The 17,033-nt window shown below is 37.7% G+C and carries 13 protein-coding genes; 9 read left to right on the top strand and 4 right to left on the bottom strand.

Annotated elements, in window-relative coordinates; translation table 11 throughout:
• Window positions 1-13: 13 nt before the first annotated feature.
• From xsc to ABXT49_RS04970, 3 genes are all read left to right on the top strand, one after another.
• On the top strand, window positions 14-1,786 hold the full coding sequence (xsc, locus tag ABXT49_RS04980; protein WP_416650848.1) for a sulfoacetaldehyde acetyltransferase: 1,773 nt from the start codon (window positions 14-16) through the stop codon (window positions 1,784-1,786).
• 64 nt (window positions 1,787-1,850) lie between these two features.
• On the top strand, window positions 1,851-2,402 hold the full coding sequence (locus ABXT49_RS04975; protein WP_416650846.1) for a DUF924 family protein: 552 nt from the start codon (window positions 1,851-1,853) through the stop codon (window positions 2,400-2,402).
• Between the two features lie 39 nt (window positions 2,403-2,441).
• Window positions 2,442-2,837, top strand: a complete 396-nt coding sequence (locus tag ABXT49_RS04970) for a hypothetical protein (RefSeq protein WP_416650844.1) — start codon at window positions 2,442-2,444, stop codon at window positions 2,835-2,837.
• On the opposite strand, the gene ABXT49_RS04965 is transcribed toward ABXT49_RS04970, so the two are convergent.
• The 4 genes from ABXT49_RS04965 to aceA all read right to left on the bottom strand — a co-directional run bounded on the left by ABXT49_RS04965 (window position 2,834) and on the right by aceA (window position 8,619).
• The gene (locus ABXT49_RS04965) at window positions 2,834-4,975 is read right to left on the bottom strand and encodes a malate synthase G (RefSeq protein ID WP_416650842.1); all 2,142 of its coding nucleotides are present in this window, start codon (window positions 4,973-4,975) and stop codon (window positions 2,834-2,836) included. The genes ABXT49_RS04970 and ABXT49_RS04965 overlap by 4 nt on opposite strands.
• Window positions 4,975-5,454, bottom strand: coding sequence for a ribonuclease E activity regulator RraA (gene rraA, locus ABXT49_RS04960; RefSeq protein WP_416650840.1), 480 nt, complete (start codon window positions 5,452-5,454; stop codon window positions 4,975-4,977). The genes ABXT49_RS04965 and rraA overlap by 1 nt, the downstream gene beginning before the upstream one ends.
• Window positions 5,435-7,246 carry a bifunctional isocitrate dehydrogenase kinase/phosphatase gene (gene aceK / locus ABXT49_RS04955; protein ID WP_416650838.1) on the bottom strand — a complete coding sequence of 604 codons (1,812 nt, stop codon included), beginning with the start codon at window positions 7,244-7,246 and terminating at the stop codon, window positions 5,435-5,437. Before aceK ends, rraA begins: the two co-directional genes overlap by 20 nt.
• A 65-nt stretch (window positions 7,247-7,311) precedes the next feature.
• Window positions 7,312-8,619 (bottom strand): isocitrate lyase, encoded by a 1,308-nt coding sequence (gene aceA / locus ABXT49_RS04950; RefSeq protein ID WP_416650836.1) that lies wholly within the window; start codon window positions 8,617-8,619, stop codon window positions 7,312-7,314.
• A 158-nt stretch (window positions 8,620-8,777) separates the two neighbouring features.
• On the opposite strand from aceA, the gene ABXT49_RS04945 reads away from it, so the two are divergent.
• From ABXT49_RS04945 to ABXT49_RS04920, 6 genes are all read left to right on the top strand, one after another.
• Entirely contained in the window at window positions 8,778-9,467 is a 690-nt protein-coding gene (locus tag ABXT49_RS04945; protein WP_416650834.1) for an IclR family transcriptional regulator, read from the top strand.
• Window positions 9,468-9,551: 84 nt separating this feature from the next.
• Window positions 9,552-11,006: a betaine-aldehyde dehydrogenase gene (gene betB, locus ABXT49_RS04940; RefSeq protein WP_416650832.1), complete on the top strand. Its 1,455-nt coding sequence runs from the start codon at window positions 9,552-9,554 to the stop codon at window positions 11,004-11,006.
• 17 nt (window positions 11,007-11,023) lie between these two features.
• On the top strand, window positions 11,024-12,712 hold the full coding sequence (gene betA, locus ABXT49_RS04935) for a choline dehydrogenase (protein WP_416650830.1): 1,689 nt from the start codon (window positions 11,024-11,026) through the stop codon (window positions 12,710-12,712).
• Between the two features lie 89 nt (window positions 12,713-12,801).
• Window positions 12,802-14,004: a mandelate racemase/muconate lactonizing enzyme family protein gene (locus ABXT49_RS04930; protein ID WP_416650828.1), complete on the top strand. Its 1,203-nt coding sequence runs from the start codon at window positions 12,802-12,804 to the stop codon at window positions 14,002-14,004.
• A gap of 26 nt (window positions 14,005-14,030) precedes the next feature.
• Window positions 14,031-14,996 carry an NAD(P)-dependent oxidoreductase gene (locus tag ABXT49_RS04925; protein WP_416650826.1) on the top strand — a complete coding sequence of 322 codons (966 nt, stop codon included), beginning with the start codon at window positions 14,031-14,033 and terminating at the stop codon, window positions 14,994-14,996.
• A 102-nt stretch (window positions 14,997-15,098) separates the two neighbouring features.
• Window positions 15,099-17,024 carry a M3 family metallopeptidase gene (locus tag ABXT49_RS04920; RefSeq protein WP_416650824.1) on the top strand — a complete coding sequence of 642 codons (1,926 nt, stop codon included), beginning with the start codon at window positions 15,099-15,101 and terminating at the stop codon, window positions 17,022-17,024.
• Window positions 17,025-17,033 lie beyond the last annotated feature (9 nt).

Below are 17,033 nucleotides of genomic sequence, written 5' to 3'. Positions count from 1 at the left end.
GGAGAACTACAAAATGGCAAAAATGACTTCGAGTGAGGCTTTTGTTGAAACAATGGTCGCAAATGATGTAACCGATATCTTTGGTATTATGGGCTCTGCATTTATGGATGCAATGGATATCTTCGAGCCAGCTGGTATTAGATTTATACCTGTTGTCCACGAGCAAGGCGCTGCACATATGGCAGATGGATATTCAAGAGTAAGTGGAAGACATGGAGTGGTCATTGGTCAAAATGGCCCCGGTATTTCTAATTGCGTTACAGCAATTGCAGCAGCATATTGGGCGCACAGCCCTGTTGTAATTGTTACGCCTGAAGCTGGAACAATGGGGATGGGCTTAGGTGGATTTCAAGAAGCAAATCAGCTGCCAATGTTTCAAGAATTTACTAAATATCAAGGCCATGTTGTTAACCCAATGAGAATGGCAGAATTTACTGGTCGCTGTTTTGATAGAGCGATGAGTGAGATGGCCCCAACTCAGTTAAATATTCCTAGAGATTATTTTTATGCAGAAGGTGAATTTACTATTCCCACTCCACGTCGTGTAGATAGAGGTTCAGGTGGTGAAGATAGTTTAAATGAAGCTGTTGCATTAATTGGTAAAGCTAAGTTTCCAGTTATTGTTTCTGGCGGCGGCGTAGTTATGGCCGATGGTGTTGATGAATGTGCAGCTTTGGCTGAACGTTTAGGAGCGCCAGTAGTAAATAGCTACCTTCATAATGATTCGTTTCCTGCAAGTCATGATCTTTGGTGTGGTCCTCTGGGATATCAAGGCTCAAAAGCTGCAATGAAGCTAATAGCTAAAGCAGATGTAGTTATTGCATTAGGTACGCGTTTAGGTCCTTTTGGAACACTGCCTCAACATGGAATGGATTACTGGCCTAAAGACGCTCAAATTATTCAAATTGATGCAGATCACAAAATGCTTGGATTGGTCAAGCCAATTAATGTTGGTATTTGTGGTGACGCTAAAGCAGTCGCAAGTATTCTTTGTCAAAAATTGGCATCTGAAACACTTAGTTGTGATTCTTCTAAAGTCGATAGAGCTTCAATTATTGCAGACGAAAAAGCTTCTTGGGAGTTAGAGCTTGATGAGTGGATTCATGAGACTGATTCATATAGCATGGACATGCTTGCAGATAAAGAAGAAGGGTGGCTCCATCCTAGACAAGTACTTCGTGAACTTGAAAAAGCAATGCCTGAAGACGTTATGGTGTCGACTGATATTGGTAATATTAACTCGGTTGCTAATAGCTATCTGCGTTTTGAAAAGCCTCGAAGCTTTTTTGCAGCAATGAGTTTTGGAAACTGTGGTTACGCCTTTCCAACAATCATTGGTGCTAAGGCAGCTGCCCAGCATAGGCCTGCAGTTTCTTATGCGGGAGATGGTGCTTGGGCAATGAGTATGGTTGAAACAATGACCTGTGTTCGTCATGATATTCCTGTTACAGCTGTTGTATTTCATAATCGTCATTGGGGCGCTGAAAAGAAAAACCAAGTAGATTTTTATGACAGACGCTTTATAGCAGCTGAACTTACGGACCAGCATTTTGTTAATATTGCAGAATCAATGGGCGCTGAGGGTATTCGTGTTGACAAACTTGAAGACGTTGGCCCTGCACTTAAAAAAGCGATTGATATGCAGATGAACGAGAGAAAAACAACAATCATAGAAATTATGTGCTCTAGAGAGTTGGGTGATCCGTTCAGAAAAGACGCACTAAGTAAGCCAGTTAGACATCTAGAAAAATATAAAGACTTTGGTGAAAAATCACCTCATCGCTAAGTATTAACTATTAATCCTTCAGGGTGGTATATTACCCCGCTCTGAAGGAATTATTTTTAGTACTATGAGCGAAAAAGCGATAACCCCATCCGATATTCATCAATATTGGTTCTCAGAAAAAAGTAAACGACATTGGTTTTCATCAACCCCTGAAGTAGACAATGAAATCAAGCAGCGCTATGAAAATCTATGGGAGAGTATATCTTCTGGTGGGTTTGTGGATTGGCGTGACACTGCTGAAGGTTCAGTAGCCTTAATAATCATTCTAGACCAGTTTCCTTTGAACATGTTTAGAGGTCAGGCAAAAAGCTTTAAATCCGAAGATATGGCTGTTGAGGTTGCCTTAAATGCAATTAATAATGGCTACGATGAAGAGCTAAGTGATGAAAAATTGCTTTTTCTTTTTATGCCCCTTATGCATAGTGAGAATATAGACCATCAAAATCTACAAGTGTATTTATTTCAAAAATATAACTTTAACTTAGAGTTTTCTAAACATCATAGAGATATTGTTAAAAAGTTTGGTCGTTTTCCTCATAGAAATGAAATATTTGGGCGAATGAGTACTATGGAAGAGCTTGACTATCTTCTGTCAGATAACGCTTTTAGAGGCTAAATTGCATAATGATTACAAATAATACACAGGAGTCCATCAATGCAAGATAATAAAATTGAGTGCCATGATGGTGAATTCATTGGAACAAGTAAAGAGGAAATATTAGATGGAATTAATACATTTAATATAGATGAAGAGCACTATGATAAGTTCCCTATTGAGCTTTGGAAAGATGTAGATATTATCTTTAGTTGTTTAAAGGCAGAACACATTATCGATAAGGTCTTCGCATCTGCAGACGAGTCATTATGGGTCAATAGAGAGTTTATTATTGATGCGCTTGATAAGCAGTGGTATTACCCAAATATTTCAAGGCAATTTAAAGACAATGAGTTCGAATACTTTGACTATATTCATGAGTCCTTAAGAGGTGATAAAAAAATTATCTCTCTTATAGATAAATTAAGAAAACATAGCAAAGAATTTGATGACTAATTAGCCTCAAGAAACTTACGTCTGTATTTTATTAAAATTGCTTCCGTATAGCCATTAGGCTGACTCATTCCTTCAAAAGCCAGAGCTATTGATGCTTTGTAGGCAAAACTGTCGTAATTTGGTGCAAGTGGGAGATAGCTTGGATCATACTTATTTTGATCATCAACGATAACAGCCATTTCTTTAAATGCTTTATTTACCTCTTCTTTTGAGCACATTCCATGGTGAAGCCAGTTAGCCATATGTTGCGAGGATATCCTAAGGGTTGCGCGGTCTTCCATAAGCCCAACATGATTAATATCTTGGACCTTAGAGCAACCAATTCCTTGGTTAATCCACTTAACAACATAACCCAATATACTTTGGGCATTGTTGTTTATTTCATTGATAATTTTCTCTTTAGGCATCTGCTCTTCAATCCTCAAGAAAGGAATTACAAGCAAGTCATCTTGGTTTGGGTGTTGTTGGTTTGCTAGTAGCTCTTTTTGCTTCTTAAAAACATCAAAGCGATGATAATGCGTTGCATGCAAAGTGGCTGCGGTTGGGGATGGAACCCATGAACAGCTTGCACCTGCCTCTAAATGAACCATTTTGTTATCAAGCATTTGACGCATTTGATCTGGCTGAGCCCACATTCCTTTTCCAATTTGAGCTTTTTTAAATAGTCCACAATCAAGACCAGTGCTTACATTGTTTGGCTCATAGGCTGAATACCAAGCTTCTTCCTTAATGAGGTCTTTACATCGCATTGCACCAGCCATCATAGACGTATGAATTTCATCACCTGTGCGATCTAAAAAGCCTGTATTTATAAAAATAATACGGCTTTTAGCCTCATGAATACAAGACTTAAGGTTAAGAGTCGTTCTTCTTTCTTCATCCATTACGCCTATTTTGAGCGTATTAGTTTTTAGAGATAAGGCTTTTTCAACAAGCCCAAATAACTCCATTGTAAATTTTACTTCTTCAGGGCCATGTAATTTAGGCTTAACAATATAGATGCTTCCTTTTTTTGAATTCGCTTTAATTTTAATATCATGAAGCGCAATAAGTGAAGTCACCATTGCGTCTAGTATTCCCTCAGGAATTGGTGAGTCATCAAGATTACTAACAATTCCTGTCGTCATATGAATGCCAACATGACGAACGAGCGTCAAGCTTGTTCCAGCTAAGCTAAATTTCTCTCCATGTATATCAGTACAAACTTTATCTTCATTTAATGAGCGAGTAATGGTTTCACCACCCTTAGTAAACGTGGTGCTGAGTTCACGCTTCATGAGGCCTAAGTAGTTACGATATGCGTGAATTTTTTCCGCATTAGAAACTGTTGATGCTGAGTCTTCAAAATCTACAATAGTTGTTATTGCAGACTCAAGAATGACATCAAAAATACCGCTCTTATGTAAACTTCTTTCTTTGTCACAAACCACTTCTAGGTGAAGGTTATTATTCTTAAGTAATATATGCCCATCGTCAGTTAATCCTATATATTTCTCTGGATTAATTAAGGTTGCCAATTCACCATCATTTAGGTTAAATATTAAAGCGCCAGAGTATTTAACTTGAGAGGTAATCTGTCTATAAGAAGCGCCTTTAAGAGGCACAATTTCATCAAGAAAGTCACAGGCAAGTTCTGCAGTAAGATTAACTCGCTGAAGGTTGTGTGCAAAAGAGGTGCTCATACTGCCTTTGTTTGGAATTACATTCGTACCATAAAGGGAGTCAAATAAACTTCCCCAGCGAGCGTTCACCGCATTAAGAACAAAGCGCTGATTTGTAATAGGAACAACGAGCTGAGGGCCGGCAATTTGAGATATTTCATCATCTACTTCCTCAACATCAATAGAGAATTTATCAGGCATTGGAGTGATATATTCAATGCCCTCTAAAAATTTCTTATAGCTCTGAAGATCAATTCTTTTATTTTCAGCATGCCATTGGTCAATTTTAGATTGCAATAAGTCTCTCTTTTCAAGAAGGGACGTGTTCTTTTCCTGTAGCTCATTTAAAATTTGAGAGAGGGATTTAAAGAAGTCTTTGGCTGAAATATCTAATCCATCACAAACCTCTTCTTCAATGAAGCTAAAAAAAGTATTATCTACTCGAATCTTATTAATTATTTGACTATCACTGCTCATTAATTGGCCTTATTTTCAGTAACTATTACGCCGTCTTCATCGGCATAAATATATTCATTTGGATTAAATTTTACATTTGAAAAAGAGACATTTATATTTCTTTTTCCAATTCCTTTTTTAACACTTTTTAATGGGCAAACGCCAAGAGCTCTTATGCCAATTGGCATTAAATTTATGGCTACTGAATCCCTGATCAATCCATAGATAATAATTCCTTCCCAGCCATTCCTGATTGCATCAGATACCCTTTTATCGCCTAGCATTGCACAGTTCATAGAGCCACCTGCATCGATCACTAATACAGATCCCTTGCCATGAGTATTTAAAGCCTGCTCAACTAGGGAGTTGTCCTCAAAGCACTTAACAGTAACAATGCGACCTGAAAATGATTTTTTTAATCCATAACTTTTATATACGGGCTCTAAATACTGGACATTAGGGTGAAGCATATCCGAAATATCACATGTCGATGGAGTCATTCGTTTCTCCATATATTTCACTCATACGTTTTTCTGATCCATATGGATAATAATCCATGACTCCGTTGTTCTTAATTTTTTCTTGTATTGAAATCCAGTAATTTGCATCGAGAAGTTTTTTATAATTTCTATTAAATACTTCTTTCATATATGGATTTGGAAGCATGAAATATCTAAATTCTTCTGGAAAGACGTCATTCTGACCAACGTAATACCAGGGCTCAGAGGCAAGCTCTTGCTCGTATGTCTTGGATTCAGGAATCTTTTTAAAGACGGGCGTGCTCATTAAGGTAATTTCGTCATAGTCATAAAAGACGACTCTATTTTGGCGAGTTACTCCAAAGTTTTTTGTAAGCATGTCGCCTGGAAAAATATTTGAGTTAATTAGCTCATCTATCGCTTTTCCATAATCATTAATTATGTTTGTTTGCTGTTCTTTAGTAGCAGTTTCAAGATACATATTGAGTGGCGTCATTTTATTTTCAATGTACATATGTTTAATGATTAACAGGTCCCCCTCAATTTCAATATTTGAGCCTGCTTTTCTCTTCAACTCTTCTAATAATGCATCATCGATATCTTTTAACGGAAAGGCAACATTTGAAAACTCCCATGTATCTGCTAATCTCCCTATTCTTACGTGGTTTTTAACAAAGTAGTATCTATCCTTAACCATCTCTTTGGTGCCCATTTTAGGAGGTGCAAAGCGGTCGTTGATAATTTTGAATACATAGGGGTACATTGGAAAAGTAAAGACAGACATCACCATGCCCTTGATACCGGGTGCAATTATTAACTTTTCACTAGTAATTTTTGAGTACTTGAGAAAATGTCGGTATAACAAAGTTTTGCCTTGCTTATGAAGCCCAATTGCGCTGTATAGAACTGCCCTAGTTTTTCCTGGCAAAATCTCTTTTAAATATTCAACAATTGCAGAGGGGTAGTCTGTTGTAATAAAAAAGTACGATCTTGAAAAGCTAAAAACAATGGATATTCCTCCAACTTCAGTGAGAAGGCTGTCGACGTATAAACCTTTCTTTTCATCATTTAATAGAGCAATAAGGAGCGGCCTATCTGAGTGGAGCTGAGAGACAATTTTGCCTACAATGTAGGCGCATTTTCCTCTGATAAAAGGGGTACTAATGACTTGAATCTCGAAAACTTCAGAGTCTAGTCGCGGCATCTGGCTATAAAGCTGCTCTTTTAATCTTTGGATGTCTTGAGTGAGATTACCAAACTCACATTTAAAATTGTAGCTATCAAGAATAGATGTAAAGGCTTCGCTCAACTGACCGTCTTCAACAAAGTAGCTGTCAATTACTGGTTCATCCATGTCAATATAGTTCAGTGACACACATGGCCTTGTAAAAATAAACTGGTTATTATAAAAACTTCTTGAAAAGATCCTACAAAATACCGAGTTATAGAAGGTTTCAGCTAGCTCAGGCTGCTTGTGTTCTGTTATTAGTTCAATGTAGACATGCTTTGTATTTTTCCAGAATTCAGAGTTAAACTTCTCCATACTAGGTGATTCATTGAATTCAGCCTTTGCGCCATAGAGAGTTTGTTTTTTTAACTCTAAAGATAGTTTTTTACAAAAGTAATCAACTTGTTCATCATAGAAATTAAGTCTTAATTTTGAATCGTCTTCTATTTTTTGCCATTCTCTCTCCTCAAAGCACCTTTTTGCCTCTATAGAAGAACTCTTAATATTTTGGTAATGATACTCAAAGCCAATTAAAATCTTTTTAGCAATTGATAAAGAGAGCTTTTGAGATGAGTTACTAAGCATAATAAATAGTTACCAGTTAAAAGTCTTCTTTAATCAAGAAGGCTTGATACATAGCAGCTTAAAACTTAGCTAAACTGCTCTTCTTCAGTTGAACCTTTTAATGCAGTAACCGATGACTCGCCACCCTGTATTACAGTTGTAACGTCATCAAAATATCCTGCACCAACTTCTTGCTGATGAGATGCAAAAGTATAACCTTTCTTAGCAGCATCAAACTCAGGCTCTTGGACCTTATTCACATAATGCTTCATGCCTTCACCTTTTGCGTAATCATATGCAAGGTCAAACATGTTATACCACATGTTATGGATTCCAGCCAAAGTGATAAATTGATACTTATATCCCATCGCTGAAATATCTTCTTGGAAAGATGCAATTTGACTGTCACTTAGATTCTTTTTCCAGTTAAATGATGGCGAACAATTGTATGCAAGCAACTGATTAGGGTTTTCAGCTAAAACAGCATCAGCAAATTCACGCGCAAAGCCAAGATCTGGTTTTCCAGTTTCACACCAAACTAGGTCGGCATAAGGGGCATAAGCTACTCCTCTTGATATTGACTGCTCTAATCCATTTTTAACGATATAAAATCCTTCAGCAGTTCTTTTCCCGGTAACAAATGGAGCATCATAAGGATCAACATCTGAAGTTAGAAGGTTAGCAGCCTCTGCATCAGTTCTTGCAAGAAGGAGTGCAGGGACGCCCATAACATCTGAAGCTAGGCGAGCAGATATTAATTTTTGAACTGCCTCTTGAGTTGGAACTAAAACTTTACCACCCATGTGACCACATTTTTTAACTGCAGCCAATTGATCTTCAAAGTGAGCACCAGCAGCACCACTAGTAATCATATTTTTCATTAATTCAAATGAATTTAATACACCTCCAAATCCAGCTTCTGCATCTGCCACAATTGGCAAAAAGAAATCAATAAATTTATCATCACCAGGATTAATTCCTTGAGCCCATTGAATCTCATCCGCTCTTTTAAAGGTGTTGTTAATTCGTCTAACCATAGTAGGGACAGAGTCATATGCATAGAGTGATTGATCTGGATACATTGTTTCAGATGTATTTCCATCTGCAGCAACTTGCCAGCCTGAAAGGTAGACTGCTTCAATTCCAGCTTTAGCCTGCTGCATAGCCTGTCCTGCAGTAATAGCGCCCATAGAGTTTACATAGCCTTTCTTAGCTGAACCATTAACAAGATCCCATAGCTTTTCAGCGCCTCTTCTGGCATAAGTGCATTCTGGTTGAACAGATCCACGGAGTCTAACAACATCTTCTGCAGAATAAGTACGCTTTACGTTCGACCATCGAGGGTTTTCTTTCCAATCTTTTTCTAGGGCTTTAATTTGCTCTTCTCTATTCATTAGTATCTCCTTTTAATTTGGTTGTGTTTATATTACTTTTATCTACTCAAGCTTCTGAAATAGCTACTATTTACTTATATTTGAATAATACCAATTAAAAGATAATATGATCAAATAATTTCACTATATAATATAATTTTTTCATAATATGAAATAAAATGAAACCTAGGTCTATTGATAAAAGTTACAACGCAATCGAAAAGTGCTTACAAATCTTGTCAATGTTTTCATTGGATAAATCTCAATTCTCAATAAAGGAGATCTGTGATCAGTTAAATTTTAATGTCTCCACTGCATATCGAATTCTAAGTACGCTTGAAGATTATGGCTACGTTTCAAGACTTAAGAATAAGAAGTACGTTGTGGGAACTCAGGCTCTTTATTTAAGCGCTATATATACGCAAAGTAATCATCTTGAGCAGATACGTCCTATAGTTGATAGGATCAGAGATATATCTGATGAAACTGCATCTTTCTTTGTTGAAGAAGATAATATGCGTATATGCTTGTATAGAGCACACTCAAGAGATGAGATCAGACATAACATTGAGCAGGGTTCTCGTTTAGAGCTCAATCGTGGCGCCTCTGGTCGAATTATCTTAGCTTTTGGTAAGCGTAAAAATGATAAACAGGGTTTTTATAAAGATATTCGTGATAAAGGCTATTACTTGTCAATAAATGAACACAATGCTGCGCTCTTTGCACTCGCCGTACCTGTCATTTCTAATAGTAATAAATTTGTTGGCGCTATTGTAGTCTCAGGTCCCATTAGTCGATTTGACGATGACCAAAAATCAGCTCTTCTTCAGCTGCTTAACGATCAGCTTCAAAACATTGTAATGCCTTAATATTTTGATTAATTAATTAATTTACTTACAATGAGTTCATAGAATGTATCATTGTTTTTTAAAATTTGATACTTATTTACTTTTATGAGAGAACATTTATATATTCATGGCGCCTATTTAAAATCTAATTCTGGTGAAACTTTTGAGTCTATTAACCCTGCAAATGGGCAAGTTATAGCTCTTATAGATCAGGCTAGCGAAGGTGATGTTGAGGCAGCTATTAAATCAGCTGAGAAGGGTTTTGCTGTGTGGAGTAAGATGACGGCAGTTGAAAGAGGCCGAATCTTATTAAAAGCAGTTTCTATTTTGCGTGAAAGAAACAATGAGCTTGCTGCATTAGAGGTTGCTGATTGCGGCAAGCCATTACAGGAAGCTAATTGTGTTGATATCCATTCTGGCGCAGATGTAATTGAATATTATGCGGGCATTGCCCCGGGTTTGCAGGGCGCTCAGCAAGATTTAAACTCGAGTACCTTTTACATTTCAAAAAGAGAGCCTTTAGGGGTTTGTGCTGGTATTGGTGCTTGGAACTATCCTATTCAAATTGCTTGCTGGAAATCTGCTGCTTGTTTGGCTGCTGGGAATTCAATGGTATTTAAACCTTCTGAAGAAACTCCACTTAGCGCTTTAAAGCTTGCTGAAATATATACAGAAGCAGGGGTGCCTCCAGGAGTATTTAATGTCGTCCAAGGTGACTATCGCGTAGGCCAGTACTTAACTCGACATCCAAGAGTTGCTAAAATTTCTTTTACTGGAGAAAGTGGAACGGGAAAGAAGATAATGGCAGATGCAGCTGGAAGCCTTAAAGAGGTAACTTTGGAACTTGGAGGTAAGTCGCCATTAATTATTTTTAATGACGCTGATATTGATAATGCAATCTCTGGAGCGCTTCTTGCAAACTTTTATACTCAAGGTGAGGTTTGCACCAATGGAACAAGGGTGTTTGTGCAATCTGGTATTTACGATAAATTTATAGAAAAAGTCTGTCAGAGAAGTAAAAAAATAAAACTAGGTGATCCAATGGATTTAGATACTCAGATGGGCGCTTTAATAAGCTCAAAGCATCTTGATAAGGTTATGGATTATATTGATAAAGCTAAAAAATCAGGCGCTCGACTTGTTCTTGGTGGAAATCGTCATAAATCCAAAGAAACAGAAAATGGGTTTTTTGTAGAGCCAACAATTTTTGCAGATTGTAAAGACGATTCTGAGCACGTCACTGATGAAATTTTTGGGCCAGTAATGTCCATTCTGCGCTTTGATGATGAGGTAGAAGTAATTGGCAGGGCAAACGATACCAAGTTTGGTTTAGCGGCTGGCATTTTTACGCAAAACATTAATCGGGCGCACCGAGTTATTAATCAATTAGAGGCAGGAATTTGCTGGATTAATAGTTGGGGAGATTCTCCTGCTGAAATGCCAGTTGGAGGCTATAAAGAGTCTGGAATAGGCCGTGAAAATGGCCCCGAAACTTTGAAGAGCTATACACAAATTAAAAGTATTTTTGTTCGGTTGGATGACGTTGAGAGTCCTTATTAATATAGGCTAAGAAATATATGAGTAATGAGTTCGATTATATTGTGGTAGGTGCCGGTTCGGCGGGCTGCGTTTTGGCAAATCGTTTGACTGAGTCAGGTGAAAATAGAGTGTTACTTCTAGAAAATGGAGGTAGTGATAAAAACATAATGATTCAAATGCCAACTGCACTGTCATACCCTATGAATACTGATAAGTATGCATGGCAATTTCATACTCAGCCAGAGCCTTTTCTTGATAATCGAAAAATGCATTGTCCTAGAGGCAAAGTGATGGGAGGTTCTTCCTCCATAAATGGAATGGTTTATGTGCGGGGCCATGCGCGTGATTTTGACCAATGGGAGGAGCAAGGGGCAGAGGGTTGGTCGTACAAAAATTGTCTGCCATATTTTAAGCGCTCTGAAAAATGGCATTTGGGGGAAGATAACTACCGTGGAGGTAGTGGTCCTGTTGTGACTTCAAATGGTAATAACATGAAATTAAATCCTCTTTATCGAGCCTTTATTAATGCTGGAGTGGAGGCTGGTTATCCTGAAACTGCGGATTATAATGGTCAGCAACAGGAGGGCTTTGGTCCAATGCACATGACCGTTGGAAGTGGTGTTCGCTCTTCTACATCAAATGCCTATATTAAGCCAGCTAAAAATAGATCAAACCTTACAATACTAACTGGAGTGCTTGTTCAGCGAGTAATTCTAAAGAATAAAGTTGCAACTGGAGTTGAGTATTTAATTAATGGTCAAACTAAAATATTGAATGCGAATACAGAGGTGATACTTTGTGCTGGGTCAATTGGCTCACCTCAGCTACTTCAGTTATCTGGGATTGGTCCAAAAAATGTTCTAAAAGATGCTGGAGTTGAGCTGCAACATGAATTGCCGGGTGTTGGCGAGAATCTTCAAGACCATCTTGAGGTATATTTTCAATATCATTGTAAAAAGCCAATTACACTTAACAGTAAATTAAACTTATTTAGTAAGGGTCTTATTGGTGTGCGCTGGATTCTATCTAAGTCAGGGCTGGGCGCAACAAATCATTTTGAGTCTTGTGGTTTTATTCGTTCTCGTGCAGGCCTTGAGTGGCCTAATATTCAGTATCATTTTCTCCCAGCTGCAATGCGATATGATGGAAACGCAGCAATGAAGGGTCATGGGTATCAAGTTCATGCAGGCGTCAATAAAGTTAGCAGTCGGGGCAGCATTAAGATTAATAGCTCAGACCCGCAAGCTAAGCCAACAATCCTATTTAACTATTTGGAGAGCGAGCAAGATAGACAAGATTGGCGTGATTGTATTCGATTGACTCGTGAGGTTTTAAGTCAGCCTGCACTGGATGAATATAATGCGGGTGAAGCAAGCCCAGGATTAGAGGTAAGTAGTGATGATCAAATAGATTCTTGGGTTAGGGCAAATGTTGAAAGCGCTTACCACCCATCTTGTTCTTGCAAAATGGGTGACTTAAGTGACCCTATGACCGTTGTTGATAATCAAGGTAAAGTAAATGGTATTGAAAAGTTAAGAGTAATTGATTCTTCTATATTTCCAACAATTCCAAATGGAAATCTTAATGGACCAACAATTATGTTAGCTGAAAAAATGGCGGATATCGTATTAGGAAATAAGCCACTCAAAGCCTCTGAAGCCGATGTCTGGATTGATTCAGATTGGCAGAAAACCCAACGATCAGGGCGACCTAATAGGGCGTCGTAAAGTAAATAATTTTTCGTAAACAAAATAACTTGCTTATTCTTATAAACCCGTATAAAAATTACATCAATATAAATTACTAAAAATATGGCATGGAAGTCGTAAAATTAAATACTTATATAGTTGGCACCCCAAAGCCTCATATTGGTGGAATGTATTGGATCTTCCTTTCTATTGAAACTAAGTGTGGCATCGTTGGGATTGGAGAGATATATTCGGCCTCCTTTCATCCTGAAGTTGTTGTTAAGGCAACTGAAGATGTCTTTGAGCGATACCTAAAGGGACATGACCCACATCATATTGAGCGCTTTTTCAGAGAGTGTTTTTCAAGTGGCTTTACTCAAAGGCCTGATTTGACAATGATGGGGGTATTAAGTGGGCTAGAGATGTCTTGTTGGGATATTATTGGAAAAGCTGCAAATAAGCCAATATATGAGCTTATAGGGGGCAAGGTTCATGACAAGCTAAGGTCATATACATATCTATACCCAAAAGACAAAAATGGAGTGCTTAATTATGATGATCCAGACTTAGGCGCTGAGTCTGCTATAAATTTTATGGAGCAGGGCTTTAGTGCAGTTAAGTTTGATCCAGCTGGCCCTTATTCAATATTCTCTGGACATCAAATATCACTGAGCCGCTTAAAGCACTGCGAAAATTATTGCCAAAAAGTAAGAGAGGCTGTTGGAGATAACTGTGACCTTCTTATTGGAACTCATGGACAGTTAACTCCCGCTTCAGCTGTGCGGCTAGCTAAGAGGCTTGAAAAGTTTGACCCTTTGTGGTTTGAAGAGCCTGTTCCTCCGGGCCAGTCAAGTGCCATGGCAGAAGTTGCAAGTAAGACAAGTATTCCAGTTGCTACTGGAGAGCGCTTAACAACAAAGTATGAGTTTTTTGATATTTTAAAAAATAACTCTGCGTCAATAATTCAAATGAATTTAGGGCGAGTTGGCGGTATTTTAGAGGCCAAGAAAATTGCGAGCCTTTCTGAAGTTTTTTATGCTCAGATTGCCCCGCATATTTATAATGGCCCAGTAGGAGCTGCAGCTAGTATACAGCTCGCTACTGCAACACCAAACTTCCTAATTATGGAAAGTATTGGAACTTGGGATGGCTTTCACTCAGATGTACTGATGCAGCCTCTTGATTGGAGTAAAGGAAATATTATTCCTTCAGATAAACCAGGATTAGGGATAGATCTTAACCTTAAAGTTATTGAAGCGAATTCACCTTATAAAGGAAAAAAGCTCCATCTTTCGATGGATACAAAACCTTACTATGTTGATGACGATTAAAAAATTGTAGTTTTTTGGAGATTTAGATGAAAGTAGGTTTTATTGGTTTAGGGAATGCAGGTGGCAAACTTGCAGGCAGTATTTTAAGAAATGGTTTTGACCTTACAGTTCATGATCTTAACTCTTCTCTTGTTAATGAGTTTATTGAAAGAGGAGCAAAGAGTGTTGGCTCGCCGCAAGAAATGGCAAAGAAATGTGATGTGGTTATTACTTGTTTACCGTCTCCAAAAGCCTGCTCTGAAGTTATGGAATCTTCTGATGGGATCTTATCGGGATTAAGCAAAGGGAAAATTTGGCTTGAGATGAGCACTACAGATGAGGCTGAGATTCGAAGAATTGGTGCTTTAGTTGAAGCAATTGGCGCATTACCAATTGATTGCCCTGTTTCAGGTGGCTGCCATAGGGCTGATACAGGTAATATTTCAATCTTTGCTGGATGCTCAAGAGAGGCTTTTGAAAGAGCTTTGCCAATACTAACTACCATGGGTAGACGAGTGCTTCATACTGGCGAGCTAGGAACTGCCTCAACTCTAAAAGTTATGACCAATTACTTAGCTACGGTTAACCTTGCTTCGATAGCAGAAGCGCTAACAACAATGAAGATGCTTGGAATGGATATGAACGTAACTTATGAGGCGATCAAAGCATCTTCTGGAACTTCATTTGTCCATGAAACTGAATCTCAGGTTATTCTTAATGGTAGCAGAGATATAAGCTTTACAATGGATTTGGTTTCTAAGGATATTGGAATTTTTAATGAGCTTGCTCAGAGAAAAGGGCTGGATTTAGAAATTGCCCCTTTAATTGTTGAGATTTTTAAAGATGGTGAGAAGAGATACGGGCCACGTGAGCTTTCTCCAAACATCATTAGGAGGCTTGAAGAAAGGGCCAATGTTGAAGTATTGGGCGATGGCTTTCCAGCTGAAATGATTGATGATGAGCCAGAAGAAAAAGGCTATGAAGTAATAATTAAAGGCCGAAAAGATATTTAGTTTTTTTAGTAATTAAAGCTTAAAAATTAATATTTTCAGCAAGTTCTATAAAGTCATCTAAATATATTAAAATTCATTAACTTTTTTTAAATTAGCCCTATTATGAATAGCAATCAAACTCCAGACTTTAAGCCAAAAGATATCGTTCTTAATATTTCCCAGGTTGTAAAAGATGGTATTAAGCAATCGGTACTTGCAAGTAAAGGCAATGATTGGGAGAGTGTGGTGGGTGTGCTTGATAATAATGAACATCTTATTGGCAAAGAGATGAGTGTTAACTCTCATCTTAATGCAGTTATGTTTTCTGAAAAGTTTAACAAGGACTACGAAAAAACCTTACCAATAATCTCTAACTACTATAGTGATCTTGGTGCTAATGAAGACTTGTATGAGGCATTTAAAAGAGTTAAGAATACAAGCCTTAATGATCAACAAAAGCACATTGTTAAAGACTCAATTAAGGGTTTTGAGCTTTCAGGCGTTGCCCTTAAGGGGAGTGACTCTAAAAGATTTAAAGAGATTCAAGAAAGATTAAGCGTTTTAAGTAATCAGTTTTCTAAAAATGTTTTACAAGCAACCAACTCCTGGAAAAAGTCAGTCTCTATTGATGATTTGAATGGATATAGTGAGGCAGAGCTTTCCAAGGTTAGAGAGGGGGATGAGTACGTTGTAAGTCTTCAAATACCAGTCTACATTGATCTTATGACTTACGCTGAGAATAGAGGCTTAAGAGAGGAAGTTTATAGAGCATATATTTCAAGAGCGTCTGATGTTGGAATTACTCCAGTTAAATTTGATAACCGCAAGGTTATGGATGAGATCTTAAAATTACGCTCAGAAATGTCTATCCTTCTGGGCTTATCAAACTATGCAGAATACTCGGTTCAATCTAAAATGGTAGACTCACCTGAATCAGTCATAGATTTTCTAGAGAAGTTAGTAGATCTATCTCACTTTCAAGCAACGACTGAATTAAAAGATCTAAAGGCTTTTGCTGGACATGATTTAATGCCATGGGACTTAATGTTCTACTCAGAGAAATTAAAGCAAAAAGTGTTTAACTTTAAGAGTGCTGATCTAAAGCCCTATTTTCCAGAGAGTAGTGTTATTAGCGGTTTATTTGAAACGATTCAAAATCTTTATAGTGTAACGCTTACTGAGGTGGAAGAGGATTGCTATCATCCTGATGTTAGAGTAATAGTGTTAGAGGATGAAGATGGGCCAATTGGAAAAATATATTTTGACGTTTATGCAAGAGAAAATAAACGAGGTGGGGCTTGGATGTCGGATTTCCAAGGATTATATAAAGACTCCTTGCCAGTTGCGTTTGTTGTTTGTAATTTAAACTCACCTAAAGATGGTAAGCCGGCGTTGTTTGATTTTGATGAGATTGTGACTATTTTTCATGAGTTTGGTCACGCACTTCATCATTTATTAACTAAAGTTACTTTTCCATGTGCAGCTGGAATTAGCGGCGTTCCATGGGATGGCGTTGAGCTCCCTAGTCAATATATGGAAAATTTTTGTTATGAAAGAGGTGTAATTGATTTAATTTCGGGTCACTGGGAAACGGGTGAAAAATTACCTGATGAATTATTCAATAAAGTGATTGACTCTAAAAACTTTCAATCAGGACTGCAGATGCTTAGGCAGTGTGAATTTTCGCTATGGGATATAAATACTCATATTTCGAACTTGGACACATATAAAGTTCTAGATTGCGTGAGAGAGAAAACTGCTTTAGTTCCAGTCATTGATGAGAATAGATTCCTTAATTCTTTTTCCCATATTTTTAGTGGTGGATATGCAGCTGGCTACTTCAGCTATAAATGGGCTGAAGTGTTGGCTGCAGATGCTTATGAATTTGTTAAAGATAATGGTGGAATTGAGTCTAAACCTGCTGATGATTTCCGAAGATTTATTCTTGAAGTAGGCGGTAGTCTTGACTTTATGGGGCAATACATCAAATTTCGTGGTGGCAAGCCTAAAATGGAAGGCCTCTTAAAGTCTTCTGGAATTTCAATTTAAGAGATATAA

Source organism: Candidatus Pseudothioglobus sp. Uisw_086, assembly GCF_048085745.1.
Taxonomy (GTDB): domain Bacteria; phylum Pseudomonadota; class Gammaproteobacteria; order PS1; family Pseudothioglobaceae; genus Pseudothioglobus.
Note: the sequence above shows the minus strand (reverse complement) of the source record. Positions and strands in the feature narration are given on the sequence as shown.